Consider the following 25,826-nt stretch of genomic DNA (forward strand, 5'->3'; position numbering starts at 1 on the left):
ATTCGCACCCACACGGCGCCGCTCGCTGGCTAGAAGAGCGCCAACTGTTCATGGGCACCACGAAGGTCCTGCAGCCTCACACCCACCCCGATCAAGCGCACCGGCTTGTCGCCCCGGGCAAACGCCGCGCTGAGCAACAGCTTGTAACTGTCCAGGTCACGCCGGGCGCCTGCCTGCTCCAGGGTCGTCTGGGTGAAATCGTGGAATTTGAGTTTGACAAAAGGCTTGTCCGGCTTGTAGCTGGCATCCAGCCTCGCCATACGGCCGTTCAGCTCCTCCAGTAGCACAGGCAGCCGACTCAGGCACGCAGCAAGGTCCGGCAGATCCTGGTCGTAGGTGTGCTCGACGCTGACCGATTGCCGCCGGCTGTCGACCTGCACACGGCGGTCATCCTGCCCGCGGGCCAGGTTATAGAGGCGCTCGCCGAAGCTGCCAAACTCGCGAGCCAGCGCCAGACGGTTCCAGTCGCGCAGGTCGGCGCAGGTACGCACTCCGAGACGCGCGAGTTTGTCCGCCGTGACCTTGCCCACCCCATGCAGTTTACTGACGGGCAGCGCTGCCACGAAATCATCCACCAGCTCCGGCGTGACCACAAACAGTCCATCCGGTTTTCGCCAGTCGCTGGCGATCTTTGCCAGGAACTTGTTCGGCGCCACGCCAGCCGACACCGTAATGCGCAATTCCTTCGCTACCCGCCTGCGAATTTCCTGCGCGATGCGCGTGGCGCTGCCGCTGAAGTGCGGGCTGTCCGACACATCCAGATAAGCCTCGTCGAGGGACAGCGGCTCAATGAGCTCGGTGTAATCACGAAAAATCTGGTGGATCTCGCGAGACACAGTCTTATAGGCATCCATGCGCGGCCGGACGATCAGCAAGTCAGGGCATAGCTTCAGCGCATGCCGCGACGACATCGCCGAACGCACGCCATAGGCCCGCGCCTCGTAATTGCAGGTCGCAATCACCCCACGCCGATCCGCTGCGCCACCAACAGCCAGCGGCCGATTGGCCAGACTGGGGTCATCCCGCATCTCGATGGCAGCGTAAAAACAGTCACAATCAATGTGGATGATCTTTCTTTGACTCATAAGTCTTTGGTTTTAATGGGTAGCGTCAAAGAAAATCGATTTCACACCTTGTTATGTTAACCACTATCTTGCACGCTGGCCCAGGTTCGAGAACCTACGAACCCGCGCGCGATTCAGAACGCATTTAATGTAGGGCCTGCGGCAGTGAAGCAGGCCCAAGCTGCAGCAGGCTAACCTTACTGACTCTCCTCGGTCACGGCCCTCGCAGCATTCAACCCCGCTTGGCGCCCGAAGAAGGTGGCATCTGCCAGCGACAGGCCAGAACTGTAGCCGCCACTCCAGCGCGGCAAACCACACGAGGTACGTCCGGCCGCATACAGGCCACGGATCGGTTCACGCTTCTCCGTGACGACCTGGCCCGTCGGCAGCGTATCCAGCCCCCCAAGGGTGAAGTGCGGATAGAAGGCATAGCCGATTCGGCAATCCAGCGCGACGAAGGGTGGCTCATTCAACGGCTTCAGCCATTTTTCGCCCTTATGGAACAAGGGATCACGGCCTTCGGCGGCATGGCGGTTATACAGTTCGACCGTGTGGGCCAGGGTGCCTTCTGGTAGACCAAGTTCCTGCTCGACCTCTTCCCAGGTCTCGCCTACGGCGGCGATATCGATGCGCGTGAACTCTGCAGGGCGTTCGAAAATGGCGTTATCGGCCAGCAGATAAATACGATCGCCCGACTGCTGCATGATGTGATGGCCAATGCGCCCGTGATAGCAGTCCTCGTTGATGAAACGCTGGCCTCGTTCATTGACGAAAATCCCCTTCACCAGCGACTCCGGCGCATAGAACGGCAAGCTCACAAACGCTTCGTTCATATGAATGGCCGCGCCCCCGACGCTCCTGCCCAGGAGAATGCCGGTCCCGTCATCGCCAGGTGTTCCGATGGGATCGTCGGAACGCAATAGATGCGGCGCGTAGCGCCTGACCATGTCGCGGTTCATCGCGAAACCGCCGGCACAGAGGATGACGCCTTTGCGAGCCCGCATGAAGCGAATCTGCCCATCGTTACGGACCACCAGGCCATGAACGTTGTTGGCGTCATCGGCAATCAGCGCAAGCACGCGGCTGTCGTAGCGAATATCCACGCCGAGAGCCTCAACGCGTGCGGCCAGGGCATCCATGAGCATGCGCCCACCGCCCCAACCGACAAACTGTGGCGTGTGCCCGCGAGGACAAGGTTTGGCCTGCTCCACGAACGGCCAGGCCTCTTCGCTACCCGACCAGATCAGGCAGTCATCCGTCACCGGTTCCATCATTTTTTCCGGCAGGAAAGTGTTCTTGTATTTGACCCCCTGGGCAACCAACCAGTCGTAGTGTGCAAGGCTGTTTTCCGCATAGACACGCACCTTCGACTCGTCCGCATCAGGTCCACCGGCCATCATCAGATAGCGGAACAGGTCTTCGGTGTCGTCACTGAAGCCAGCTTGGCGCTGAGCGGGGGTGCCTCCACTTCCTCCCAGGTAGATCTCTCCCCCCGACATGGCGCTGGTGCCACCGTTACCGGAAGTCGCCTCCAGCAACGTTACGCCTGCCCCCGCGCTGGCGGCCTCAATGGCAGCACTTGCGCCGGCAGCGCCAAATCCGACGACGAGGACATCGGTCTCGTGATCCCACTGGGGAACATGGTGGACGCGGTAGGGACGTGAGGCGGAGAAGTCAACGGTCATGCATGTTGTCCTTGTTGATTTTGTCATGCGGGGGCTGCTTGATTCGAGCGCTCAAAGTACAAGCAGCCGGAAATCTTCCACCTCGTCCACTTGGACTAACGCACGCTTTTGCCCTTATGTGCTTTCCGGATGCAGTTCAGGCGCGTAATGCGGCGCTCTTACACTGTGGAAAATCTTGCACACGAAAAGCGCTGCAAGCCCCGGCGGGCATGGTCTCAAGGCTCTCCATCCCGGACCTGGGCAACGCTAAGCGTCTGAAGAAAAAACACTTTTTTTGAAAATAACGTTTGACCCCTCAGCGTCTGGCTGTAGAATGGCGACCGCGGGATGGAGCAGTCTGGTAGCTCGTCGGGCTCATAACCCGAAGGTCGTTGGTTCAAATCCAGCTCCCGCAACCAGTTTCAAGAAGAAGGCCACTCAATCGAGTGGCCTTTTTCGTTTGGCCGCGAATAAACATTTGATTTAAATAGCAGAAATCGATTGACGGGCTCCCACAGAACTGTAGAATTGCCGGCGCGGGATGGAGCAGTCTGGTAGCTCGTCGGGCTCATAACCCGAAGGTCGTTGGTTCAAATCCAGCTCCCGCAACCAGTTTCAAGAAGAAGGCCACTCAATCGAGTGGCCTTTTTCGTTTCAACGCCTTTCGTCTCTTCGCCCCTACCCTTTTCCGCGCATCGGCCTGGCCACGTGGCCAGGCGTCCTGCCCAGATCACAGCTTGGCGATCGATACCTCCGTCGACTTCACGAATGCGATCACTTCGCTGCCAACCTGCAGCTCCAGTTCACGTACGGAACGGGTCGTGATCACTGAAGTGACGACACCCGCGGCGGTCTGCACGTCGATTTCGGAGAGCACGTCACCGATGACGATCTCCTTGATGGTTCCCTTGAACTGGTTGCGAACGTTGATGGCTTTGATGGTCATGGTCTTGCTCCTTGGGGGTTGGTCTTAAAGCGCCCAACGCAATTGCGTTGGCAGAGGTGAAACGGGCTCGGGCTGCGGTGGCAGCTCGGGCAATGCCAGCACACGGTTGAGCACATCGGCTTCGAGCGCGGCCAGGCACGCCGAGCCACGCTGACGTGGGCGCTGCAGGTCGACCGAAAGATCCAGGCCGACCTGGCCCTCTTCGATCAGGATCACCCGATCGGCAATCGACACCGCCTCATTGACGTCATGGGTCACCAGCAGCACGGTGAAGCCATGTTGCTGCCACAAGCGCTCGATCAGTTGCTGCATTTCGATTCGCGTCAACGCATCCAGCGCACCGAGCGGTTCGTCGAGCAGCAGCAGGTGCGGCTTGTGGATCAGCGCGCGAGCCAGGGCCACGCGTTGTTTCTGACCACCCGACAGTGCTGCCGGCCAATCCTCGGCACGTTCGGCCAGGCCAACAGCTGCCAAGGCCTCCAGGGCCCGCGGGCGCCAATTGCCAGAGAGCCCGAGGCCGACGTTTTCGATCACTCGTTTCCACGGCAGCAAGCGTGAGTCCTGGAACATCAAGCGAATGTCATCTCGCGTAGCCGCCAGCGGACCATTGCCCGCCAGCAGCTGACCGCCGCTGGGCAGGTCGAGGCCGGCCAGCAGACGCAGCAAGGTGCTCTTGCCGCAGCCGCTGCGGCCCACGACGGCGACGAACTGACCAGCCGGAATGTGCAGATCGATGTCCGCCAGGACCTGGCGCTCACCAAAGGCCTTGCCGATGCCATTGAGCGCCAGCGGTATTCCGCGTTTGAGGGTATGCAGGGTGGTCATTGCGCACCTCCCTTGACCTGATATGCCGGGTGCCAGCGTAACCACAGGCGCTCCAGCAAACGGGCGGCGACATCAGCCAGTTTGCCCAGCACGGCGTAGAGCAGGATCGCCAGGACAACGATGTCGGTCTGCAGGAACTCGCGGGCGTTCATCGCCAGGTAGCCGATGCCGCTGCTGGCCGAAATCGTCTCGGCAACGATCAGGGTCAGCCACATGAAGCCCAGGGCGAAACGCACGCCCACCAGGATCGAGGGTAGCGCGCCCGGCAGGATCACCTGGCGGAACAGACTGAAGCCGGACAGACCATAGCTGCGGGCCATCTCCACGAGCGCCGGGTCGACGTTGCGGATGCCGTGGTAGGTGTTCAGGTAAATCGGGAACAAGGTGCCGAGGGCAACCAGGAAGACCTTGGCCGCTTCGTCGATTCCGAACCACAGGATCACCAGCGGAATCAGCGCCAGGTGCGGGACATTGCGGATCATCTGCACCGAGCTGTCGAGCAGGCGCTCACCCCAGCGCGACAGGCCAGTGATGAAGCCAAGGACCAGGCCAATGGCGCCGCCGATGGCAAAACCAATGGCCGCGCGCTGACCGCTGATGGCCAGGTGTTTCCAGATTTCGCCACTCGCCAACAGAGCCCACCCCGCCTCCAGCACGGCACTCGGCGCTGGCAGGATGCGCGTGGACAGCAGGCCTAGGCTCACCGCGGCCTGCCAGACTGCCAGCAAGATCAGGGGCAGCACCCAGGGCGCAGCACGCAAAAACAGAGTACGGGTCATGACCAGGTCCTCAACTCTGCGCTGCAGCTTTGGGCAGGATGTCGTTGGCCACCATTTCGCCGAATGGGCTGACGTAGCCCCGGGACTCCGGACGCTCGGGCTGGGCAAATTCAAGGTGCGGGAACAGCAGCTCGGCCACCCGGTAGGACTCCTCCAGGTGCGGATAGCCAGAGAAGATGAAGGTGTCGATGCCCAGCTCCACGTATTCCTTGACCCGTGCCGCCACCGTCCGGCCGTCGCCTACCAACGCGGTACCCGCACCGCCGCGCACCAGTCCGACGCCGGCCCAGAGGTTGGGTGCGACTTCCAGCCTGTCACGCTTGCCGCCATGCAACGCGGCCATGCGCTGCTGGCCAACGGAGTCGAAGCGCGCCAGCGCGGCTTGCGCCCTTGCGATGGTGGCATCGTCCAGATGGCTGATCAGCCGATTGGCGGCGGCCCAGGCCTCTTCATTGGTCTCCCGCACGATCACATGCAGGCGGATGCCGAAGCGCACGCTGCGGCCGAACTTGGCGGCCTTCTCGCGTACCTGGGCAATCTTCTCAGCCACGGCAGCCGGCGGCTCGCCCCAGGTCAGATACAGCTCGACCTGTTCTGCGGCCAGGTCGTGGGCAGCTTCGGACGAGCCGCCGAAATACAGCGGTGGACGCGGCTGCTGGATGGGCGGGTAGAGCAGCTTGGCGCCCTTCACCTGCACATGCTTGCCGTCGTAATCGACGGTCTCGCCTTCCAGCACCCGACGCCAGACGCGGGTGAATTCCACAGAGGCCTCGTAGCGCTCTTCATGGGACAGGTGCAGGCCATCGCCGGCCAACTCGTCCGGATCACCGCCGGTGACCAGGTTGAACAGGGCGCGACCGTTGGACAGCCGATCCAGGGTCGCAGCCTGGCGGGCGGCCACCGTCGGCGAGATGATCCCGGGCCGCAGCGCGACTAGGAACTTCAGCCGCTGGGTCACTGGAATCAGCGACGCAGCAACCAGCCAGGAGTCTTCGCAGGAACGCCCGGTAGGGATCAGCACTCCGCCAAAACCAAGGCGATCGGCCGCTTGGGCGACCTGCGTGAGGTAGCCGTGATCGACAGCGCGTGCGCCTTCGGCGGTGCCCAGATAGTGGCCGTCGCCGTGGGTAGGCAGGAACCAGAAGATGTTGAGGCTCATGGAGTCGTCTCCTTATGACGAATCGAGGGAGCGGGCGCGTAGGCTGCCGGCCGCGCGTCATGCATGAGCGCGGCCCGGCAGTGGGACTTGGCCGCTACCGGGCCTGTGCGAGATTGGCAGGCGGGGTCCAGACCACGTCCTTGATGCTCAGGCGCTTGGGAATCAGCTGGAGGTCGCTGAAGGTGTCCGCGATCTTCTGCTGGGCTTCCACCACCTGCGGGCTGATCAGCTGCGCACCATAGGTCTGGCGCTCGACCGCAAGGCGAGTGATGTCCGCTGGGAGACCGATAAGCGGCGCCACCTGGATCGTGGCCGCTTCGCTGTTGGCCTGGGTCCATTCACCCACGGCGCGGATTTCCTCGACCAGCACGCCTAGCACGTCCGGGTGCTTCTCAGCGTAAGGCTTGGCCGCCAGGTAGAACTGGTGATTGGCCACCAGGTCCTTGCCATCACGCAGGCTGCGGGCCTGCAGTTGCCTCTCGGCGGCCGCCTGGAAGGGGTCCCAGATAACCCAGGCATCCACGCTGCCACGCTCGAAGGCGGCACGCGCGTCAGCCGGTGGCAGGTAAACCGGGGTAATGTCCTTGATCGACAACCCAACATCCTCCAGCGCGCGCACCAGCAGGTAATGCACGTTGGAGCCCTTGTTCAGCGCGACCTTCTTGCCCTTGAGGTCGGCCACGGACTTCAGCGACGAACCCTTGGGCACCAGGATCGCCTCGCTGGTGGGCGCGGGCGGCTCATGGGCGACGTAGAGCAGGTCCGCACCGGCGGCCTGGGCGAAGATCGGCGGCGCTTCGCCGGTGGTGCCGAAATCGATGGAGCCGACATTCAGCCCTTCCAGCAGCTGCGGGCCGCCGGGGAATTCCGTCCACTGGACGTCGATGCCCTTCTCCGCCAGGCGCTTCTCGAGGGTACCCTTGGCCTTGAGCAGGACCAGAGTGCCGTACTTCTGATAGCCGATTCGCAGAGTTTCGGCCTGGGCTTGGGTGATGGCGCCGAAGGAAATGGCCGCTGCGAACAGGGCGACCAGGCTCCGACGCAAAGTAATGGTGCGCATGGCGCTCTCCTTTGCAGTGTCAGGTTTGGCGGCCTGCTCGTCCGTTAGCGGACCAGTAAGGCGGGGGTGTGACGTTATGAGGATGGGGTGGCGGGTGGACCCGGCACGGGGCTCGTATCAGCGGTTGGGTTGTGGGGTCAGGCGCAAGTAGGGCTTCACCGTGCGGTAACCTTTCGGGAAGCGCTGCTGGATCTCGTCCGGGTCCTGGAGCGAGGGCACGATCACCACCTCGTCGCCATCCTGCCAGTTGGCCGGAGTCGCCACCTTGTGGTTGTCGGTCAGCTGCAGCGAGTCGATCACCCGCAGGATTTCGTTGAAGTTGCGGCCGGTGCTGGCCGGGTAGGTGATGATCAGGCGCACCTTCTTGTTCGGGTCGATGATGAACAACGAGCGCACCGTCAGGGTGTCGTTGGCGTTGGGGTGGATCAGGTCGTACAGGCCGGAAACCTTGCGATCGGCGTCGGCGAGGATGGGGAAATTGACCTGCGTGTCCTGGGTTTCGTTGATGTCATCGATCCACTTGATGTGCGACTCCGCCGGATCGACCGAGAGCGCGATGGCTTTGACGCCACGTTCGGCGAAGGCGTCCTTGAGCTTGGCGGTGAGGCCCAGCTCGGTGGTGCACACCGGGGTGAAGTCGGCGGGGTGGGAGAACAGCACGCCCCAGCTGTTGCCCAGCCATTCGTGGAAGCGAATGTGGCCGATGCTGGAGTCCTGTTCGAAATCGGGGGCGATGTCACCGAGACGGATGCTCACGTTTTTCTCCTTGGGTGAGTGCGTGGTGTGGGCTCACTATGCGCAAGATCACTAAGGATTAAAAAGAATAAATAAAAATTTGTTTATTACTCTTTTGAATATAAAAATCCGCGGACGCCCTCCCCTCGCAACAGCTAGCCACGCACAAGCGAGCCATCCCTTGCAAAGCCTTGGACGGCACGCAGGAGGCATGGCGGTAGGGTTTGAAGGCAGCAGGGAAGGAGAGAGGCAGCAGCCTCCGTGGAATGCCATCTGGCGGCTGCTCTTAGGGCGTTCAGTCCGCGACAGTGCTTATACCAAGGCCAAAAGCCGAGTCTGTCGACACCGATTTGCGGAGCGCACGGCGCAGCCTACATCTACGCCGCGCAGGTAGGTGAAGCGGACTCAGCTCGCCCGGACGGTAGCCGTCAGTTCGCCGATCTTCTCCAGCCTGGCACGAACGATATTGCGGCTGATGCCCAACAGGCGTCCGGTCTGCAACTGGTTGCCATGGCAGAAGCGATAGGCCGCACGAAAGAGGGTTTCCTCGATATACCCGTAGAGGTCCGGCAAGTTTTGCTCGAACAGCTCATTCAGCGCCGCCTCCAGATCTGCAGGCCCGCGAGTCGCGGAACTGTATTGGCCCGAGTCGTCCTGTCGGCCCGCAGCGCCGCGCATCTCGACCAGGTGCAGGTCGGCAGGCTGCACGACTTGGTGACGGCACACCAGCAAGGCATGGTGAATGGCGTTCTCGAGTTCTCGGATATTGCCCTGCCAGCCATGCCCCAGCAGCTTGCGCTCGGCCTCCGGGCTGAGCTGCGCGCGGACGTAACCGAGGCGCTGGCAATGCTCTTCAAGGAAAAACTCGGCCAATGGCAGGATATCGCCCGGCCGTTCCCGCAGCGGCGGCAGGCGAATCGTCGCCACGTGCAAGCGATAGAACAGGTCCTCGCGAAAGTGCCCGGCAACCACCGCATCGGCCAGGTTGACGTTGGTCGCCGCCACCAGGCGCACATCGATCGGAATCGGCGTGCGTGAGCCAAGGCGCACCACCTCGCGCTCCTGCAGCACCCGCAGCAGCTTGACCTGCATATTCAGCGGCAGGTCACCGATCTCATCGAGAAACAGCGTCCCCCCGCTGGCCGTCTCGAACCAGCCCGCCTTACTGCTGGTAGCGCCGGTGAAGGCACCCTTTTCATGGCCGAACAGCTCGCTTTCCACCAGGCTCTCGGGAAAAGCACCGCAGTTAACGGCCACGAAAGGCCCCTTGCTGCGACGGCTCAGATTGTGGATATGCCGGGCCACCAGCTCCTTGCCAGTCCCGGTCTCGCCGATGATCAGTGCATTAGCCTCACTCGGTGCGAGACGCTCGATGCGATCGAGCAGTTCCGCTGAGCGCGGGTCCTTGAATACCAGCACGGTGGCCCTGACCGACTTGGTCAGCTCACGGGCGTTGGGATGGGTCAGCAGCGACATCTCGGATTCCTTGCGTCGTAGAGCGCCGAGGAATATTGCACCATCCTCAATAGACTAAATAATTATTAATTAATATTTATATAGACCATATTGGAATATATCTACTTTCACGCGACGTGCTGCTCCCGCAACAGTCGAACAGCACAACTGCTGCCCGGTCGCCAGCAAAGCGCGATGGAAATCCGCGCAACTGCACTGATTCCGCACACTTCAGCCCTTGGTATGGCTCTTGCCTCTGGCCGCTGTACACCACGCAACATCACCAAGGAATGCTTCATGAGCCATCCGATCAAAGTCGTCGCCGTCTCCGGCGGCACCTACCGCCCCTCACGTACCCAGGTGCTGACCCAGGCGATCATCGCCGAGGTGGAAAAGCACCTGCGTATCGACAGCCATATCATCGAGTTGGGCGATATCGCTCGCCCGCTGGGTGGCGCGCTGTCGCGCAAGGAGCTGCCCGAGATCGTCGAGCATGAGCTGCGCGCCATCGAATCGGCCGACCTGCTGATCGTCGCGGCGCCAGTCTATCGCGGCTCTTACCCCGGCCAGTTCAAGCACCTGTTCGATCTCATCGACATGAATGCCCTGATCGGCACCCCGGTCCTGCTGGCGGCCACGGGCGGCAGTGACCGCCATGCATTGGTGCTCGACCACCAGCTGCGCCCACTGTTCAGCTTCTTCCAGTCGCTCACGCTGCCGATTGGCGTGTATGCCTCGGAGGCCGACTTCCAGAACTACCAGATCAGCAGCGAAGCGCTGAAAGCCCGCATCCAGCTGGCGGCAGAACGCGCGGCGCCTTTGTTCGGCGCCGCTCTCGATCCCCTCAGGAAAATTGCCTGACCAACGCTCAGTGATTCTCGGCGTACGCCTGCTGGCAGGACTGGCAGCAGGCAGAGGTTGCTCTGGGATCGAGGCCCAACATCGGGATCAGCTGTGTTGGGCTTCGCTTCGCTCTGCCCAACCTACAGGCATCGAGCCAATGCAGCACCGTGCCAATCCAGTCCGGCAAACCCTGTGAGAAGGCACTCAGGCCCGCTTGTTCAGCAACTGCGCAAACCGGTCCCCACCGAACTGGATCAACGTCACCAGCACCACCAACAGGATGATCACCGTGAGCATGATCTGGGTGTCGAAACGCTGGTAGCCGTAGCGGTAGGCCAGGTCGCCCAAGCCTCCCGCACCGATGGCGCCGGCCATCGCCGAGGAGTTGATCATGGTCACCAGCGTGATGGTGAAGCCGCCGACGATGCCTGGCCGCGCCTCCGGCAGCAGGACGTTCCAAACGATGTGGTGGCGCTGGCAGCCCATGGCCTGCGCCGCTTCCACCAGGCCGAAATCCACCTCCCGCAGACTCACCTCGGCGATACGCGCGAAGAACGGCGTAGCGGCGATGGTCAGTGGTACCACCGCGGCCCAAACGCCGTAGCTGGTGCCGACGATCAACCGAGTGAAGGGAATCAGCGCCACCATCAGGATCAGGAAGGGAATCGAACGCAGCACGTTGACCACGCTGCCCAACGAACGGTTGAGCAACCGCGCCTCGAAGATCCCGCCCGGCCCGGTTGTGACCAGCACCAGCGCCAGCGGAATGCCCACCAGCAGGACGATGGCCGAGGACGCGCCGATCATCAGCAGTGTGTCCAGCAAACCCTGCAGTAAACGATCAAGCATGGGCGACATAGCCAAGCACCTCCGCCTTGTCCGCCAACGTTCGTGTGCGCTCCTGCAGGTCGCCGCTGCCCTGCCCCGTCAGTGCCACGCTGAGCAGCAGGTGGCCCTGGGCGCGCCCCTGGATGCGGTCGATGCCACCGTGCAGCAGGCTCACCCGCGTACCCAGCGCCTGGGCGATGGCCAGCAGGTCGGGTTCCCGGCCGCTGGCGCCGGTGAAGTGCAGGCCCAGTAGCAGCTCGTTGACGCCAGGCTGCGGTTGGTTGTGCAGGCGTGCCAGCAGGTCCTCCGGCAAGTCATGGCGCAGGGTGCCGAGCAAGGTGCGGGTGACCTCATTGCGCGGCTCGCCGAACACCTGCCAGACCGGCCCCTGTTCCACCACGTGGCCTCGCTCCAGCACAACCACGCGGTCGCAGATCTCGCGGATCACCGTCATCTCATGGGTGATCAGCACAATGGTCAGGCCAAGGCGCTTGTTGATGTCACGCAGCAGCGCCAGGATCGCCTGCGTGCTCTCCGGGTCCAGCGCTGACGTAGCCTCGTCGCAAAGGAGGATTTCCGGTTGATGCACCAGCGCCCGGGCAATGCCCACGCGCTGCTTCTGCCCGCCGGAGAGTTGCGCCGGGTAGGCGTCGCGCTTCTCGGCCAGACCCACCAGCTGCAGCAACTCTGCCACCTTGCGCTCGATCTCTGGCTTGCCAACGCCGGCCACCTTCAGCGGCAGGGCGACGTTCTGCCAGACAGTCTTGGCCGACATCAAGTTGAAGTGCTGGAAGATCATGCCGACGCGACGGCGCAGCAGAACCAGCTGCTTCTCGTCGAACTGGCCGATGTCCTCTTCGTCGATGACCACCTGACCGGCGGTGGGCTTCTCCAGGCGGTTGAGGGTGCGGATCAGCGACGACTTGCCGGCTCCGCTGCGACCGATGATGCCGAACACCTCGCCGCGACGGATCTCCAGATCGATGCTGTGCAGGGCCTGCACCGGCCCCTTGCTGCCCTGATAGGCCTTGCCCAGCCCCAGCAGGCGAATATGCGGCAGGTCCAGGCTTAGATTGCGGTTGAAACTGACCATGAGGGCCTCTCGTATTTCGTTATTGCGCGTGGCTCGGGCTGCTTTTCCGTGTGGGGGGAATGAATTCGCCCCCACAAAAAGCAGGGCTCCCCTGTTTAACGGTTACTCCCAACCCGGCTGGTAGAGCTTGCCGTGGGCCTTATCCAGGGCGGCGCGTACTTGCGGCGAGTGCTGATAGATGTCGACGAACTTGCTCAGGCGGCCGTCGTCCTTGTAGTCGGCGCGGGTGACGAACTGGATGACGTATTCCTTGTTCTCAATACCGTCGAATAGCAGCGCGCCATTGGGATCGAGGGTTCCGGCGAGGCGGATGTAGTGCGGGTAACCCTGGGCCAGGTCGACGTCATCCAGCGCGCGCACCAGTTGTACGGCTTCCAGCTCGATGATCTCGATGTGCTTGGGATTCTCGACAATGTCTTCGAGCGTCGCCCTGTAACCGACACCCGCCTTCAGCTTGAGCAGCCCTGCCTTCTGCAAGAGCTGCAGGCCGCGGCCGCCATTGATGGGGTCGTTGGCGATGGCCACCCTCGCGCCTTTCGGCAGATCGGCGATGGCCTGGTACTTCTTCGAGTAGAGGCCGACGTTGTTGATCACGCCGGGGGCGAAAGGCTGCAAGGGGAAACCGCCCTCCTTCCTGGCGTTTTCCAGGAAGGGCCCGTGCTGGAAGTAGTTCACGTCGATATCACCGGCGGCCAGGGTGAGGTTCGGCGAGTTCCAATCGGTGAACTCCACCAGCTCGACCTTCAGGCCTTGCTTGGCCGCTTCCTCCACGGCGACTTCCAGCGGCGGGGCAAAGGCGGCCGTGGTACCGACCTTGAGGGTTTTGGTGTCGGCACCGTGGGCCAGGCCAGCGGCGAGCAGGAGGCCCAGGGTAAGGGCTTTGAGAATGGGTTTGCGCATGGTTGGGTTCCTTGGAGTTCAGGGGTCTGTAAGGGGCATTAAATGGTGGGAGCGAGTTCATTCGTGCTAGAACGCGCAGCGCTCACCTGGATGTGCGTGGGCTGCCCTTCGGGCTGCTTCGCGGATGAATTCGCTCCCACAGAAAAAGCGGCGCCTTTGTGGCTCCTGGGTAAATGCGGCCCCTGGCCAAACAGCTTTTCCCGCAGCGTGCCCTCGGCGTAGGCGGTCTTGTACGAGCCCCGGCTCTGCAGTTCGGGGATCACCAGGTCGATGAAGTCGGCGTAGCTTTCCGGGGTGACGATGCGGGTCAGGTTGAAGCCGTCCAGCCCGGTTTCCGCCACCCAGTCTTCCAGCTCGTCGGCTATCTGGGCCGGCGATCCCACCAGCAGGATGTAACGCCCGCCGAGGGCGTGCTGCTCCAGCAGTTGCCGACGGGTCAGGCGGTTATCCCTGAGCTTGCTGGCGGCCGACTCGATGGCATTGGTTTTCACGTAGGGGATCGGCTCGTCCAGACCGAAGTGGGCGAAGTCGACTCCGGTGGAGCTGGCGAAATGCGCTACGCCGGCTTCGGCGCTGGCGTAGGCGAGGTACTCGGCGTACCTGGCGCGTGCCTCGGCCTCAGTCGGCGCGACGATCACACTGATGCCCATGAACACTTTAACCGCCTGCGGGTCACGCCTGGAGTCCAGGGCGGCGGCGCGCACCCTGTCCACCTGGGCGCGAGTGGCGGCCTTGTTGTTGCCGCTGATAAATATGCACTCGGCATGCTCGCCGGCAAAGCGCAGGCCCCGGCTTGATGAGCCGGCCTGGAACAGCACCGGCGTGCGCTGCGGCGAGGGCTCGCAAAGGTGGTAGCCCTCCACATTGAAGAACTCGCCGCGGTGCTCGACCTTGTGCACTTTCCCGGGCTGGGCATAGATGCGGCGCTGACGGTCATTGATGACCGCGCCCTCCTCCCAGCTGCCTTCCCACAGCTTGTAGAGCACCTCCAGGTATTCGTCGGCCTGGTCATAACGGCGGTCATGCTCCATCTGCTGCGCCAGGCCCATGGCGCGGGCGGCGCTTTCCAGGTAGCCGGTGACGATGTTCCAGCCCACGCGACCGTCGCTCAGGTGGTCCAGCGTCGACATGCGCCGGGCAAACAGGTAAGGCGCGTCGTAACTCAGGTTGGCGGTAATGCCGAAGCCCAGGTGCCGGGTCACTCCGGCCATGGCCGAGACCAGCATGAGCGGGTCATTCACCGGCAGCTGGATGCTCTCCTTCAGGGTCAGCTCCACGCCGCCCTGGTAGACGTCGTAGACGCCCACAATGTCGGCGAGGAACAGCCCGTCGAACAGCCCGCGCTCCAGCAACTGCGCCAGTTCGGTCCAGTAGGCGAGATTCTTGTATTCGGCAGAGCGGTCGCGCGGGTGCGCCCAGAGGCCGTGGTTGATATGCCCCACGCAGTTCATGTTGAAGGCGTTGAGGAGGATCTGCTTCTTGCCCATCAGATCGTCCCCCGGCGCGGCGGCAGCTGGCCGTTGAGGTAGTAATTACCCACCGCGTGATACTTCCAGCGCACCGGGTCGTGCAGCGTGTGCACGCGGGCGTTGCGCCAGTGGCGGTCGAGGTTGTGCTCGGAGAGGCTGGCGCGGGTACCGGAGAGTTCGAACAGCTTGCTGCCGGCTGAGAGAGAGATCTCGGTGGTCAGCGCGCGGGCCTCGGCCACGGCGATGGAAGCAGCAGCCACCGTCTCCGCAGTGGGCTCGGCGGTGGCGACATCGAGAATGCGACCGGCGCGCTCGAGGATGGCTTCAGCGGCGTGCAGGCGGATCGCCAGGCGGCCGAACTCATGGATGGTCAGCGGGTCGTCGCTGGCCTTGTCGACCCCGGAATCGATCCACGGCCGCGAGCGCTCGCGGACGAACGCCAGGGCATCCTCTAAAGCAGCACGGGCGATGCCGGCGTCGATCGCAGCATGCAGGATCTGCGCGAAAGGGCCCACCGTTGTGGGGCGCTCGAAGGCCGCCTGGAAGGACACCAGGTCTTCGGTGCGCACCGGCACATTCTCGAACACCACCGAGCCGCTGCCGGTAGTGCGCTGGCCGAAGCCGGACCAGTCATCGATCACCACCAGGCCCGGCGCATTGCGCGACACATAGGCCAGGTACTGGTGGCCGTCCTCGGCGACCACCAGCGTAGGCACACGCTGGGCGTAGAGGGCGCCGGTGCAGTAGAACTTGCGACCGTGGATGCGGTAACCGGCACCCTCCTTGGCCAGCCGCGTGGTGCGATCGTTGGCGGTGCGCGTTCCCAGTTCGGCCAGGGCATTGCCGAAACGCTCTCCCGCCAGGGCGGCAGCGAACAGGCGACGCTGCTGGGTCTTGCTGCCGTTCACCCGCAGCACTTCCAGCGCGTAGAAGTGGTTCTGCGGAATCTGCCCGAGGGAACTGTCGGCGGCGCTGATGATGGCCATGACACGGGCCAGGGTGACTCGCGAGACGCCGGCGCCACCGAATTTTTTCGGCACGCTGATGCCCCACAGACCGGAGCGGCTGAAGTCTTCCAGCTCCGCATGAGGCAAGCGCCGGTTGCAGTCGCGGACTGCGGCGCCGCGCCTGAACTCGACGGCGATGCGACGAGCCACGTCGAGGGCTTCGACGTCATCACGAATGATGGCCGCGGCAGGGATTGGATGCTTTTGCGCAATAGTCATCAAAGACTCCTCAGATCCAGGAGTGGCGCGCCGGTTTGGCGCCATTGAGGTGGTAGTTGCCCACGGCGTGGACCTTCCAGCGCACCGGGTCGTGCAGCGTGTGCACGCGGGCGTTGCGCCAATGGCGGTCAAGGTTGAACTCGGCCAGCGTGGCGCGGCTGCCGGCCAGCTCGAAGAGCTTCTCGCTGGCAGCCAGGGCGATTTCGGTGGTGAGCACCTTGGCCTCGGCCACAGCGATGGAGGCACGGGCAGCAGACTCGGCGTCGACCGGCCTGGCGCTCACTTCATCCAGCACCTGGCCAGCTCGCTCCAGCAGTGCATTGGCGGCGTTCAGCTCAACCTTCAGGCGACCGACCTCGGCGATGGTGTAGAGCTCTTCGCTGGCGCGCTCGACGTTCGCCTCCACCCAGGGCCGCGAGTGTTCGCGGACGAAGGCGATGGCGTCGTCCAGCGCCGCCTCGGCGATCCCGGCGTCGATAGCGGCCTGGATCAGCTGCGACAGCGCGCCCTGCAGGCTCGGCACCTCGGAGAGAAGGCTGTTGTGGAACACCAGGTCATCGGCCACCGGGGCCTGATCCAGCTGCACGGTGCCGCTGGCGGTGGTGCGCTGGCCGAAGCCGGACCAGTCGTCGACGATGCGCAGGCCGGGAACGCCGCGTGCCACCAAACCGAGCACCCCCACGCCGTCGTCATCGATGGCCTTCACTGCCACCCAATGAGCGAACAGCGCGCCGGTGGAATAGAACTTCTCGCCACTGACCGAAAGGCCTGCGTCGCTGCGGGTGATGCGCGCGGTGATCTCCAGGGTGTTGCGGCTATTGCGCTCGGGCCCGGCGTTCGCCAGGCGGCGGCCGGCGAGAATGCCGGCGAAGACCTTGCGCTTCTGCACCTCGCTGCCGACATTTTCGATCACGCTGAGCAGGCCGAACTGGTTCTGCGGAATCTGCCCCAGGGCCGGGTCGGCGGCGCAGATGATGCGGAAAACCTCAGCGAGGGTGACATGGGAGACTTCCGCCCCGCCGTATTGGCGCGGAATTCGGATGCCGCCCAAGCCCAGCCGGGTGAACAGCTCCAGCTCGCGCCAGGGCAGTTGGCGCTCACGGTCCCGTTGTGCGGCGTGCTCCCTGGCCAGCTTCGCCACCTCGTGAGCCGCGTGCAGAGCCTGTGCATCGTCCTCGATCAGCGCGGCTGGCAGTAACGGCGGCGCTTCATCATTGAGTACCTCGTGTGCTGAGGTCTGGCGGTACGTCATGGGCAACTCTCTACTCTCTGCTGTATCGCCGCGAACAGCCGCGGCCTTGCGTACAGAGGGCTGAAGCACATCCCATGCCTGATCTATAAATCCTTTAATATCAATTACTTACAAATATATCCAACACTTGCAACGCGCCAAGGCACGCAATCTGTTGCTCTGGTGTTGCTGTAGCAACAGTTCGCCAGCTTGGCAGCCAGTGGCAAATACCTGATTGCAGGGCGAGCCCTATCTGGACCGTTCGGAGGCCCGCCCGCCCGCGAGGCTGCCGGGCTCTATACTTCAACCGCGAAGTCCCTGAAGTGGAGGATGGCGATGTCTGAGTACTGCGCATCCAGCGAGGAGCTCGAATACCTGAATCGGGCCCTGCGCACACTGAGTGGGAGCAACCGCGCGCTGCTGCGAGCCGAGGATGAAGGCTTCCTGCTTCAGGAAATCTGCCGGGTGATCGTCGAAGAGGCTGGTTACCGCCTGGCGTGGATCGGTCGGGCCGAACGCGATGCCGAGCAGAGCGTGACACCCGTGGCCCACGCCGGACTTGAACAAGCTTATGTCGATTCACTCCACATGACGTGGGCTGACCGCGAACGCGGTCGTGGCCCGACTGGCACGGCGATCCGCACCGGAAGGCCGACCATCAGCCGTGACATCCTGACCGATCCCAAGGTCACGCCTTGGCGCGAGAGCGCCATCGTCCACGGAATCGCCTCGGTCCTTTCCCTGCCGCTGCGCGTTGAAGGGGAAATCTTCGGTGGCATCGGCATCTGCGCGTCGGAGCCCGACGCCTTCGGTGAACGGGAAGTCGAACTGCTCAGCGAAGCGGCCGAAGACCTGGCGTTCGGCATCGAGGCCTTGCGCATCAAGGCCAGGCGGCGCCAGGCAGAACTCCAGGTCGCGGCGTTGAACCGGGCCCTGTCGACACGTGTGGCCGTCAACCATGCCGTGATCCATGCCACGGACGAGGTGCCCCTGCTCAAGGAAATCTGCCGCGTGTTGGTCGACGACTGCGGCTACCGCCTGGCCTGGGTGAACTATCGCCAGAAGGACGACGAGCAACCTTCCCGCCCCATGGCCTATCACGGTTTCGATGAAGGCTTCCTCAGCGTGGGGACGACTTGGCGCGCCAGTGCCGAAGGTATGGCCTTCATCCGCGACCTGGAAAACCGGCTGGCGACAGGCCATCCGGTGGTGATGCGCGACTTGGCCAACATCAGCGATATGCCATTGCGCAGCGAAGCGCTCGAGCGCGGCTACAGCGCAGCCCTGGTGCTCCCGTTGCTGATTGAGGACGAGTTGATCGGCATGCTGCTGATCATGGCCGGCAGCCCCGACGCCTTCGATGAACAAGAAGTCAGCCTGCTACAAGCCACGGCGAACGATCTGAGTTTCGGCATTTCCACCCTGCGCACCCGCGCCCGGGCCATGGAAGCCGAAGCGACTGTCCGGCGCATGGCCTATACCGACCTGCTCACCGGCCTACCGAATCGAGTACGCCTGCGCGAGCTGCTGGAGGACGCAATCGCCAACGCCCGCCAGGAGCGGCGGTCGTTCGCTGTGCTGCATCTGGAAATCGCCCGCAATCAGGAAATCAATGAAACCCTGGGCTACCGCGAGGGCGACCGCCTGCAACTGGAAATCGCCACGCGCCTGACCCAGGCTGTGGGGCCCGACCGGCCTGTCGCACGCATGGGTGAGTGCGAGTTCGCCGTGCTGATGCCCAATGGGGGCGCCGAGCAGGCCTCGCAGTTGGCGAAGCAGATCCTGGTGGCGCTGTATGAGCCGGTGGAGCTTTCCGGACTCTATCTGGAAGCCCGCGCGAGCATCGGCATCTCCCTCTTCCCGGGCCACGGCACTGACCCGGAAGCGCTGATTCGCCGCTCCGGCAGCGCCATGGAGCAGGCCAAACGCTCGAATGCAGGCTTCGCCCTGTTCCAGGGTGGCCTCGACCAGGAGTGCGCCCAGCACCTGACGCTGATGGGCGACCTGCGCCGCGCCATCGACCGCAATGAGCTGCTGCTCTATTACCAACCGAAAATCCAGATCTCCAGCAACAAGGTTTGTGGCACCGAAGCCCTGGTGCGCTGGCGTCATCCGCAACACGGCATGTTGCCTCCGGACGAGTTCGTCAAACTGGCGGAGAACACCGGCCTGATCACACCACTCACCCTTTGGGTGCTGGATACCGCGCTGGGCCAGCGCTATGCGTGGCATGAAGAGGGTGATGAGCGGCCGATCTCGGTCAACCTGTCCGCTCACGACCTGCGCGACCCGCGCTTACTGGAGCGCATCCGCGGCTCCTTCGCCACCTGGGGCGCCAAGCCGCACTGGATCGAGTTCGAACTGACCGAAAGCGCCCTGATGGAAGACCCTGTCGCGGCGCTGGACACCCTGTGTGAACTGAAGAAACTCGAATCCCACCTGACTATCGATGACTTCGGCACCGGCTACTCCTCGCTGGCCTACCTGCAGAAACTGCCGGTGGATTCGCTGAAGATCGACCAGTCCTTCGTCACCGACATGACCAGCAACGACGGCTCGGCGAAGATCGTGCGCTCGATCATCGAACTCGCCCACAACCTCGACCTGACGGTCGTTGCCGAAGGGGTGGAGGACCAACTCACCCTGACCCAATTGGGGCAGTTCGGCTGCGACATCGCCCAGGGCTACCGAATCAGCCAACCAATTCCGGCGGATCAGTTCAAGGCTTGGGAGAAGCAGTCGGCGTGGCACTGAGAGCCCCCTGACAACCCCGCCCCCTCAGCCTTTGACTTCCTTTGCAGTTAGGCGACGGGCCGATCCCGCCGCCTGCCTCTTCATTTTCCCGACCACAGCGCGCAAACCTCCTGCTCCGCCCACTCCTACCTTCGGATAGTCGGTAGCTGTCAGGCTACCCAGCATTACGTATTATGGTATACCATAAACCATCAATTCGATCCTGCGTCTCCGCCGGCGAAAGCGCCTAATGGCGAGCCCACAGAACACAGCGGCTCGGGCGATGAACGGCGATTTGAAAGCTTGACTTGCGCAAGACGTATTATGGTATACCATGATACCAAACAAGGTGCCGACAGCACCGCCCCCTATTCACTGCACCAGGAGCGTCCAATGAGTTTCGAGATTCGCAAGATCGTCACCTACGTCGAGGAAACCTTCATCGAGGGCGGCAAAGCCACTGATAAGCCGGTGACCATGGTGGGCCTCGCTGTAGTGATCAAGAACCCATGGCTCGGCCGTGGCTTCGTCGAAGACCTCAAGCCAGAAATCAAGGCCAACTGTTCCGACCTCGGCGCCATGATGGTCGAGCGCCTGACCGCCACCATCGGCGGTGCTGCAAAGATCGAGGCCTACGGCAAGGCAGCCGTGGTCGGTGCAGACGGTGAGATCGAGCACGCCTCTGCCGTGATCCACACCCTGCGCTTCGGCAATCACTACCGCCAGGCGGTGAACGCCAAGAGCTACCTGAGCTTCACCAACAAACGCGGCGGCCCGGGCACCTCCATCCAGATCCCGATGATGCACAAGGACGACGAGGGCCTGCGCTCCCACTACATCACCCTGGAAATGCAGATCGAAGACGCACCGCGCGCCGACGAGATCGTCGTCGTCCTGGGTGCCGCCGACGGTGGCCGCCTGCACCCGCGCATCGGCAACCGCTACATCGATCTGGAAGAACTGGCTGCCGAGCAGGCCCAGTGACCCCAAGGCCCGTGCAGGAGCGATCCATGATTCGGCTCACCGCTGAACGCACCCCGGCCGGCACCAGCTATCTGGCGACCGGCCAAGGCCACCCCGTGGTACTGATCCACGGCGTCGGCCTGAACAAAGAGATGTGGGGCGGCCAGATCGTCGGCCTCGCGCCGGACTTCCAGGTCATCGCCTACGACATGCTCGGCCACGGCTCCAGCCCGCGCCCTCAGCCGGGCACCGGGCTGGCCGGCTATGCCGACCAGTTGCACGAGTTGCTGGAGCACCTGCAGGTTCCTCTGGCCACCGTCATCGGCTTCTCGATGGGCGGCCTGGTGGCACGGGCCTTCGCCCTGCACTACCCGCAGCGCCTGGAAGGCCTGGTCATCCTCAACAGTGTGTTCAACCGCAGCGCCGAGCAGCGCGCTGGCGTGATCGAGCGCACTCGTCAGGCCGCCGAACATGGTCCGGATGCCAACGCCGAAGCCGCCTTGTCCCGCTGGTTCAGCCGCGAGTACCAGGCAGCCAACCCGGCACAGATCGCAGCCATCCGCCAGACCCTTGCCAGTAACGATCCGCAGGGCTATCTGACTACCTATGAGCTGTTCGCCACCCAGGACATGTATCGGGTCGATGATCTGGGCAGCATCCAGGTACCGACCCTGGTCGCCACCGGCGAACTGGACCCGGGATCGACGCCCGAAATGGCCCGGCAGTTGGCCGAGCGCATTCCCGGAGCCGAGGTGGCCGTGCTCGACGAGCAACGCCACATGATGCCGGTGGAGTCGCCGCGCCTGGTCAACCAGATGCTGCTGGACTTCCTCCACCGCGCGCAGTCCTCACAGAATCAAGCAAAGGGGATCGTCGCATGACGCTCGCACGCTTCCAGATGTGCATCGATGGACAATGGGTCGATGCGCTGTCCGGCAAGACCTTCCAAAGCATTAATCCGGCACTGGCCGAGCCCTGGGCGGAACTGCCCGATGCCGATGAAGCGGACGTCGAGCGCGCGGTCCAGGCCGCGCAGAAAGCTTTCGAAAGCCCCGCCTGGCGAGGCCTGACGGCCACCGCACGGGGCAAGTTGTTGCGCCGCCTGGGCGACCTGATCGCCGAGAACAAGGAGCACCTGGCGCAACTGGAGAGCCGCGACAACGGCAAGCTGATCCGCGAGACCCGCGGCCAGGTCGGCTACCTGCCGGAGTTCTTCCACTACACCGCAGGCCTCGCCGACAAGCTCGAAGGCGGCACCCTGCCACTGGACAAGCCCGACCTGTTCGCCTACACGGTGCACGAGCCGCTGGGCGTGGTGGCCGGGATCATCCCGTGGAACAGCCCGCTGTACCTCACCGCAATCAAGCTGGCCCCAGCCCTGGCCGCTGGCAACACTATCGTGCTCAAGCCCTCCGAACACGCCTCGGCGACCATCCTCGAGCTGGCCCGGCTGGCGCTTGAAGCGGGTATTCCGGCGGGCGTAGTCAACGTGGTTACCGGCTTTGGCCCCAGCACCGGCGCCGCCCTCACCCGTCACCCTCTGGTGCGCAAGATCGCCTTCACCGGCGGCGCCGCGACCGCACGCCACGTAGTGCGCAGCAGCGCAGAGAACTTCGCCAAGCTATCCCTGGAGCTGGGCGGCAAGTCGCCGAACATCATCTTCGCCGACGCCGACCTGGACAGCGCCATCAATGGTGCCGTGGCCGGCATCTATGCCGCCTCCGGGCAAAGCTGCGTGGCCGGCTCGCGCCTGCTGGTGCAGGACGAAATCTACGACGAGTTCGTCGAGCGCCTGGTCGCCCGCGCCCAGCGCATCCGCATCGGCAATCCGCAGGACGAAAGCAGCGAGATGGGTCCCATGGCCACCGCACAGCAACTCGCTGTGGTTGAAGGCCTGGTCGCCGACGCCCTGGCCGAGGGTGCGCGCCTGCGCCTGGGTGGCAAGCGCCCGGAAGTGGATGGCAAAGGCTGGTACTACGAGCCAACCCTGTTCGAGTGCGACCGCAACTCGATGAAGATCATGCAGGAAGAGGTCTTCGGCCCGGTGGCCTCGGTCATTCGCTTCAAGGACGAGGCCGAAGCGCTGGCGATCGCCAACGACTCCCAGTTCGGCCTCGCCGCCGGCATCTGGACCCGCGATCTGGGCCGCGCCCATCGCATGGCTCGCGACGTGCGTTCCGGAATCATCTGGGTCAACACTTACCGTGCGGTGTCCGCGATGGCACCCATCGGCGGTTTCCACAACAGCGGCTACGGCCGCGAGAGCGGCATCGACTCGGTGCTGGCCTATACCGAACTGAAAACGGTGTGGATCAACCTCTCGCAAGCGCCCATGCCCGACCCCTTCGTGATGCGTTGAGAGGAGAATCGAGATGATCGAACCCGGCATCTACAAAGAAGTGATGGGCTCCTTTCCCTCCGGCGTCACCGTGGTCACGACCCTGGACAGCGACGGCGAGATTGTCGGCATCACCGCCAGCGCCTTCAGCGCCCTGTCCATCGACCCGCCCCTGGTGCTGTTCTGCCCCAATTACGCCTCGGACACCTACCCGATCCTGCGCGATAGCAAGCAGTTCGCCATCCATCTGCTCTGTGCCGACCAGCAGGCCGAGGCCTATGCCTTCGCCAAAAAGGGCAAGGACAAGGCCCTGGGCATCGAGTGGCACCTGAGCGAGCTGGGCAACCCGCTGCTGCCCAAGGCCACTGCCATCATCGAATGCGAGCTGTGGCGCGAATACGACGGTGGCGACCACGCCATCATCGTCGGCGCGGTGAAGAACCTGATCCTGCCCAAGGAGGAGGTGACGCCCATGGTCTACCACCGGGGCAAGCTCGGCGCCCTGCCGGATATCGCCTGAGTCACCCTTCAGGGCCGCCCGTCGCCACTCTCGGCAGCGGCCCTTTTTTGTTGCTGGAGCCCTGTAGGAGCGAGCTTGCTCGCGAACCTGGTCATTCGCGAGCAAGCTCGTTCCTACACGGGTACCGAACAGGAGCAGCCTTTCATGAGCAACGAGAAATACGAAAAAGGCCTGGAGATCCGCACCCAGGTGCTGGGCGAGGCCTATGTGAACAAGTCGATCCAGAACGCCGACGACTTCACCCGCCCCCTGCAGGAACTGGTCACCGAATACTGCTGGGGCCATGTCTGGGGCCGGGAGGGTTTGTCGCTGAAAGAACGCAGCATGATAAACTTGGCCATGATTTCGGCACTCAACCGGCCGCATGAATTGAAGCTGCATGTTCGCGGCGCCCTGCGCAATGGCCTGAGCCGTGAGCAGATCCGTGAAATCCTGCTTCAGGTCGGTATCTATTGCGGCGTTCCGGCGGCAGTGGACAGTTTCCGCATCGCTCGCGAAGCCTTCGCCGAGGCCGATGCCGAAAACCAGGGTTGATTGCTGGCGCCAGTCGATGGCGGAGCCCCACCCGGCTCCGTCGTTCATCCTACGGACAGCCATAACCAGAGCGGACCACATGAAACGCTTGCCCCTCGACGACAGCTTCAAGGTCAACCGCAATCCCGTCACCTTGCGCGAGATCGTGCTCGACAAGCTGCGCGGCGCCATCCTGAACTTCCAGCTGCTACCCGGTGACCGCCTGGTAGAGCGCGACCTGTGCGACCGCCTCGGTGTCAGCCGTACATCGGTACGCGAAGCCCTGCGCCATCTCGAGTCCGAAGGCCTGGTGGAGTTCGCCGATGCCAAGGGTCCACGCGTGGCGATCATCACCCTGGAAGATGCCTGCGACATCTACGAGCTGCGCTGCGTGCTCGAAGGCCTGATCGTCCAGCTCTTCACCCTCAACGCCAAGGCCAAGGACATCCGCGCCCTGGAAAAGGCCCTCGAGGAAAACCGCAAAGCCCTCGAAGAAGGCGAACTGCAGCAGGTCCTGGACTCCGTGCAAGGCTTCTACGATGTGCTGCTGGAAGGTTCCGGCAACCACATCGCCGCCACCCAACTGCGCCAGCTGCAGGCGCGCATCAGCTACCTGCGTGCGACCTCCGTGTCCCAGGCCAACCGCCGCGGGGCTAGCAACCTGGAGATGGAGCGCATCGTCGAGGCGATCAAGAGCGGCGACCCGCTCGCTGCTCACCAGGCCTCGGTTGACCACGTCCGCGCTGCTGCCAAAGTGGCCTTGGACTATCTCAAGTCCAAGCAGGACGAGCCGGGCAAGGTACGCGACATGGCCATGCCCATCGCCCTCAAAGAGCCGCGCATAGGACGCTGATGCCATGCCCACCCTGCGCTTCTGCCCCCACTGCGGCTCAGGTGAACTGAGCCGCCGGCAACCTGCCGGGGATACCCACGAACGGCTGATCTGCGCAGGCTGCGGCTACATCCACTACGAAAACCCCAAGGTCATTGCCGGCTGCATCATCGAGCAGGACGGCAAGTATCTGCTATGCCAGCGCGCCATTCCGCCGCGCCCCGGCACCTGGACCCTGCCGGCAGGATTCATGGAGAACGGCGAAACCACCGAGCAGGCGGCTCTGCGCGAGGTATGGGAAGAGAGCGGCGTGCGCGCCGAGATCATCTCACCCTACTCCATCTTCAGCGTGCCGAAGATCAGCGAGGTGTACATCATCTTCCGCGCCTCGGCAGTCGAAGTGACTGGCCAGCATGGGCCGGAAACCCTCGACTACCGCTTCTTCGCCCCCGAGGAGATCCCCTGGGAGAGCATCTACTACCCGGCAATCCGGCAGATCCTCGAGCGCTATATCGAGGAGCGCCAAGCCGGGGTGTATGGGATCTACATAGGCAATGACGATACCGGGAAGATTCATTTCATCCGGTAATCCGGCTCTCCGCCTTCTTGTAGGTTAGGCAGCGCCTAGCGAAGCCCAACAATCCCGACCT

Annotated in this window: 24 protein-coding genes and 2 tRNA genes; 11 read left to right on the top strand and 15 right to left on the bottom strand. The window is 63.3% G+C overall.

Annotated elements, in window-relative coordinates:
* Positions 1-29: 29 nt before the first annotated feature.
* Positions 30-1,085, bottom strand: coding sequence for a DNA polymerase IV (dinB, locus tag J7302_RS16080; RefSeq protein WP_215376854.1), 1,056 nt, complete (start codon positions 1,083-1,085; stop codon positions 30-32).
* A 176-nt stretch (positions 1,086-1,261) separates the two neighbouring features.
* A complete protein-coding gene (locus J7302_RS16085; RefSeq protein ID WP_215376857.1) occupies positions 1,262-2,749 on the bottom strand; it encodes an FAD-dependent oxidoreductase in 1,488 nt (495 codons plus the stop codon).
* Positions 2,750-3,070: 321 nt separating this feature from the next.
* On the opposite strand from J7302_RS16085, the gene J7302_RS16090 reads away from it, so the two are divergent.
* Positions 3,071-3,147: transfer RNA gene (locus J7302_RS16090), tRNA-Met, on the top strand.
* Positions 3,148-3,263: 116 nt separating this feature from the next.
* Positions 3,264-3,340: transfer RNA gene (locus J7302_RS16095), tRNA-Met, on the top strand.
* 118 nt (positions 3,341-3,458) lie between these two features.
* Here J7302_RS16095 and J7302_RS16100 read toward each other — a convergent pair.
* The 7 genes from J7302_RS16100 to J7302_RS16130 form a co-directional block, all read right to left on the bottom strand.
* On the bottom strand, positions 3,459-3,674 hold the full coding sequence (locus J7302_RS16100; RefSeq protein ID WP_043252087.1) for a TOBE domain-containing protein: 216 nt from the start codon (positions 3,672-3,674) through the stop codon (positions 3,459-3,461).
* Positions 3,675-3,698: 24 nt separating this feature from the next.
* Positions 3,699-4,499, bottom strand: coding sequence for an aliphatic sulfonates ABC transporter ATP-binding protein (gene ssuB, locus J7302_RS16105; RefSeq protein ID WP_215376860.1), 801 nt, complete (start codon positions 4,497-4,499; stop codon positions 3,699-3,701).
* Positions 4,496-5,278, bottom strand: coding sequence for an aliphatic sulfonate ABC transporter permease SsuC (gene ssuC / locus J7302_RS16110; protein ID WP_394359093.1), 783 nt, complete (start codon positions 5,276-5,278; stop codon positions 4,496-4,498). The genes ssuB and ssuC overlap by 4 nt, the downstream gene beginning before the upstream one ends.
* 10 nt (positions 5,279-5,288) lie before the next feature.
* Positions 5,289-6,437: an FMNH2-dependent alkanesulfonate monooxygenase gene (ssuD, locus tag J7302_RS16115; RefSeq protein WP_215376864.1), complete on the bottom strand. Its 1,149-nt coding sequence runs from the start codon at positions 6,435-6,437 to the stop codon at positions 5,289-5,291.
* 94 nt (positions 6,438-6,531) lie between these two features.
* Positions 6,532-7,497: a sulfonate ABC transporter substrate-binding protein gene (locus J7302_RS16120; RefSeq protein ID WP_215376867.1), complete on the bottom strand. Its 966-nt coding sequence runs from the start codon at positions 7,495-7,497 to the stop codon at positions 6,532-6,534.
* A 117-nt stretch (positions 7,498-7,614) separates the two neighbouring features.
* A complete protein-coding gene (locus J7302_RS16125; RefSeq protein ID WP_215376870.1) occupies positions 7,615-8,253 on the bottom strand; it encodes a peroxiredoxin in 639 nt (212 codons plus the stop codon).
* Positions 8,254-8,637: 384 nt separating this feature from the next.
* Positions 8,638-9,708: a sigma-54 interaction domain-containing protein gene (locus tag J7302_RS16130; RefSeq protein WP_215376873.1), complete on the bottom strand. Its 1,071-nt coding sequence runs from the start codon at positions 9,706-9,708 to the stop codon at positions 8,638-8,640.
* A gap of 276 nt (positions 9,709-9,984) precedes the next feature.
* Between J7302_RS16130 and msuE the strand changes: the two genes are divergently transcribed.
* Complete coding sequence (gene msuE, locus J7302_RS16135; RefSeq protein ID WP_215376876.1) at positions 9,985-10,548, top strand: FMN reductase; 564 nt, start codon at positions 9,985-9,987, stop codon at positions 10,546-10,548.
* Positions 10,549-10,734: 186 nt separating this feature from the next.
* Here the strand turns inward: msuE and J7302_RS16140 are convergent, their stop codons facing one another.
* From J7302_RS16140 to J7302_RS16165, 6 genes are all read right to left on the bottom strand, one after another.
* On the bottom strand, positions 10,735-11,388 hold the full coding sequence (locus tag J7302_RS16140; protein WP_215376879.1) for a methionine ABC transporter permease: 654 nt from the start codon (positions 11,386-11,388) through the stop codon (positions 10,735-10,737).
* Positions 11,372-12,451: a methionine ABC transporter ATP-binding protein gene (locus J7302_RS16145; RefSeq protein WP_215376882.1), complete on the bottom strand. Its 1,080-nt coding sequence runs from the start codon at positions 12,449-12,451 to the stop codon at positions 11,372-11,374. The genes J7302_RS16140 and J7302_RS16145 overlap by 17 nt, the downstream gene beginning before the upstream one ends.
* Positions 12,452-12,553: 102 nt before the next feature.
* Entirely contained in the window at positions 12,554-13,351 is a 798-nt protein-coding gene (locus tag J7302_RS16150) for a MetQ/NlpA family ABC transporter substrate-binding protein (protein WP_215376885.1), read from the bottom strand.
* Between the two features lie 38 nt (positions 13,352-13,389).
* Complete coding sequence (locus tag J7302_RS16155) at positions 13,390-14,838, bottom strand: LLM class flavin-dependent oxidoreductase (protein ID WP_215376888.1); 1,449 nt, start codon at positions 14,836-14,838, stop codon at positions 13,390-13,392.
* On the bottom strand, positions 14,838-16,046 hold the full coding sequence (locus J7302_RS16160) for an SfnB family sulfur acquisition oxidoreductase (protein ID WP_215376891.1): 1,209 nt from the start codon (positions 16,044-16,046) through the stop codon (positions 14,838-14,840). The genes J7302_RS16155 and J7302_RS16160 overlap by 1 nt, the downstream gene beginning before the upstream one ends.
* A 10-nt stretch (positions 16,047-16,056) precedes the next feature.
* Positions 16,057-17,298 (bottom strand): SfnB family sulfur acquisition oxidoreductase, encoded by a 1,242-nt coding sequence (locus tag J7302_RS16165; RefSeq protein ID WP_215376894.1) that lies wholly within the window; start codon positions 17,296-17,298, stop codon positions 16,057-16,059.
* A 315-nt stretch (positions 17,299-17,613) separates the two neighbouring features.
* On the opposite strand from J7302_RS16165, the gene J7302_RS16170 reads away from it, so the two are divergent.
* The 8 genes from J7302_RS16170 (at position 17,614) to J7302_RS16205 (ending at position 25,765) form a co-directional block, all read left to right on the top strand.
* Positions 17,614-20,031: a bifunctional diguanylate cyclase/phosphodiesterase gene (locus J7302_RS16170; protein WP_215376897.1), complete on the top strand. Its 2,418-nt coding sequence runs from the start codon at positions 17,614-17,616 to the stop codon at positions 20,029-20,031.
* Between the two features lie 372 nt (positions 20,032-20,403).
* Positions 20,404-20,994 (top strand): amino acid synthesis family protein, encoded by a 591-nt coding sequence (locus tag J7302_RS16175; protein ID WP_215376900.1) that lies wholly within the window; start codon positions 20,404-20,406, stop codon positions 20,992-20,994.
* A gap of 26 nt (positions 20,995-21,020) precedes the next feature.
* Positions 21,021-21,854 (top strand): alpha/beta fold hydrolase, encoded by an 834-nt coding sequence (locus J7302_RS16180; protein ID WP_215376903.1) that lies wholly within the window; start codon positions 21,021-21,023, stop codon positions 21,852-21,854.
* The gene (locus tag J7302_RS16185; protein ID WP_215376906.1) at positions 21,851-23,332 is read left to right on the top strand and encodes an aldehyde dehydrogenase; all 1,482 of its coding nucleotides are present in this window, start codon (positions 21,851-21,853) and stop codon (positions 23,330-23,332) included. Before J7302_RS16180 ends, J7302_RS16185 begins: the two co-directional genes overlap by 4 nt.
* A 13-nt stretch (positions 23,333-23,345) precedes the next feature.
* Complete coding sequence (locus J7302_RS16190) at positions 23,346-23,831, top strand: flavin reductase family protein (RefSeq protein WP_215376909.1); 486 nt, start codon at positions 23,346-23,348, stop codon at positions 23,829-23,831.
* 144 nt (positions 23,832-23,975) lie between these two features.
* Positions 23,976-24,365, top strand: coding sequence for a carboxymuconolactone decarboxylase family protein (locus tag J7302_RS16195; protein WP_215377097.1), 390 nt, complete (start codon positions 23,976-23,978; stop codon positions 24,363-24,365).
* 79 nt (positions 24,366-24,444) lie between these two features.
* The gene (locus J7302_RS16200; protein ID WP_215376913.1) at positions 24,445-25,197 is read left to right on the top strand and encodes a GntR family transcriptional regulator; all 753 of its coding nucleotides are present in this window, start codon (positions 24,445-24,447) and stop codon (positions 25,195-25,197) included.
* A 4-nt stretch (positions 25,198-25,201) separates the two neighbouring features.
* Positions 25,202-25,765, top strand: a complete 564-nt coding sequence (locus tag J7302_RS16205) for an NUDIX hydrolase (protein WP_215376916.1) — start codon at positions 25,202-25,204, stop codon at positions 25,763-25,765.
* Positions 25,766-25,826: the final 61 nt, after the last annotated feature.

The sequence above is a fragment of the Metapseudomonas boanensis genome, from assembly GCF_018704125.1.
Taxonomy (GTDB): domain Bacteria; phylum Pseudomonadota; class Gammaproteobacteria; order Pseudomonadales; family Pseudomonadaceae; genus Metapseudomonas; species Metapseudomonas boanensis.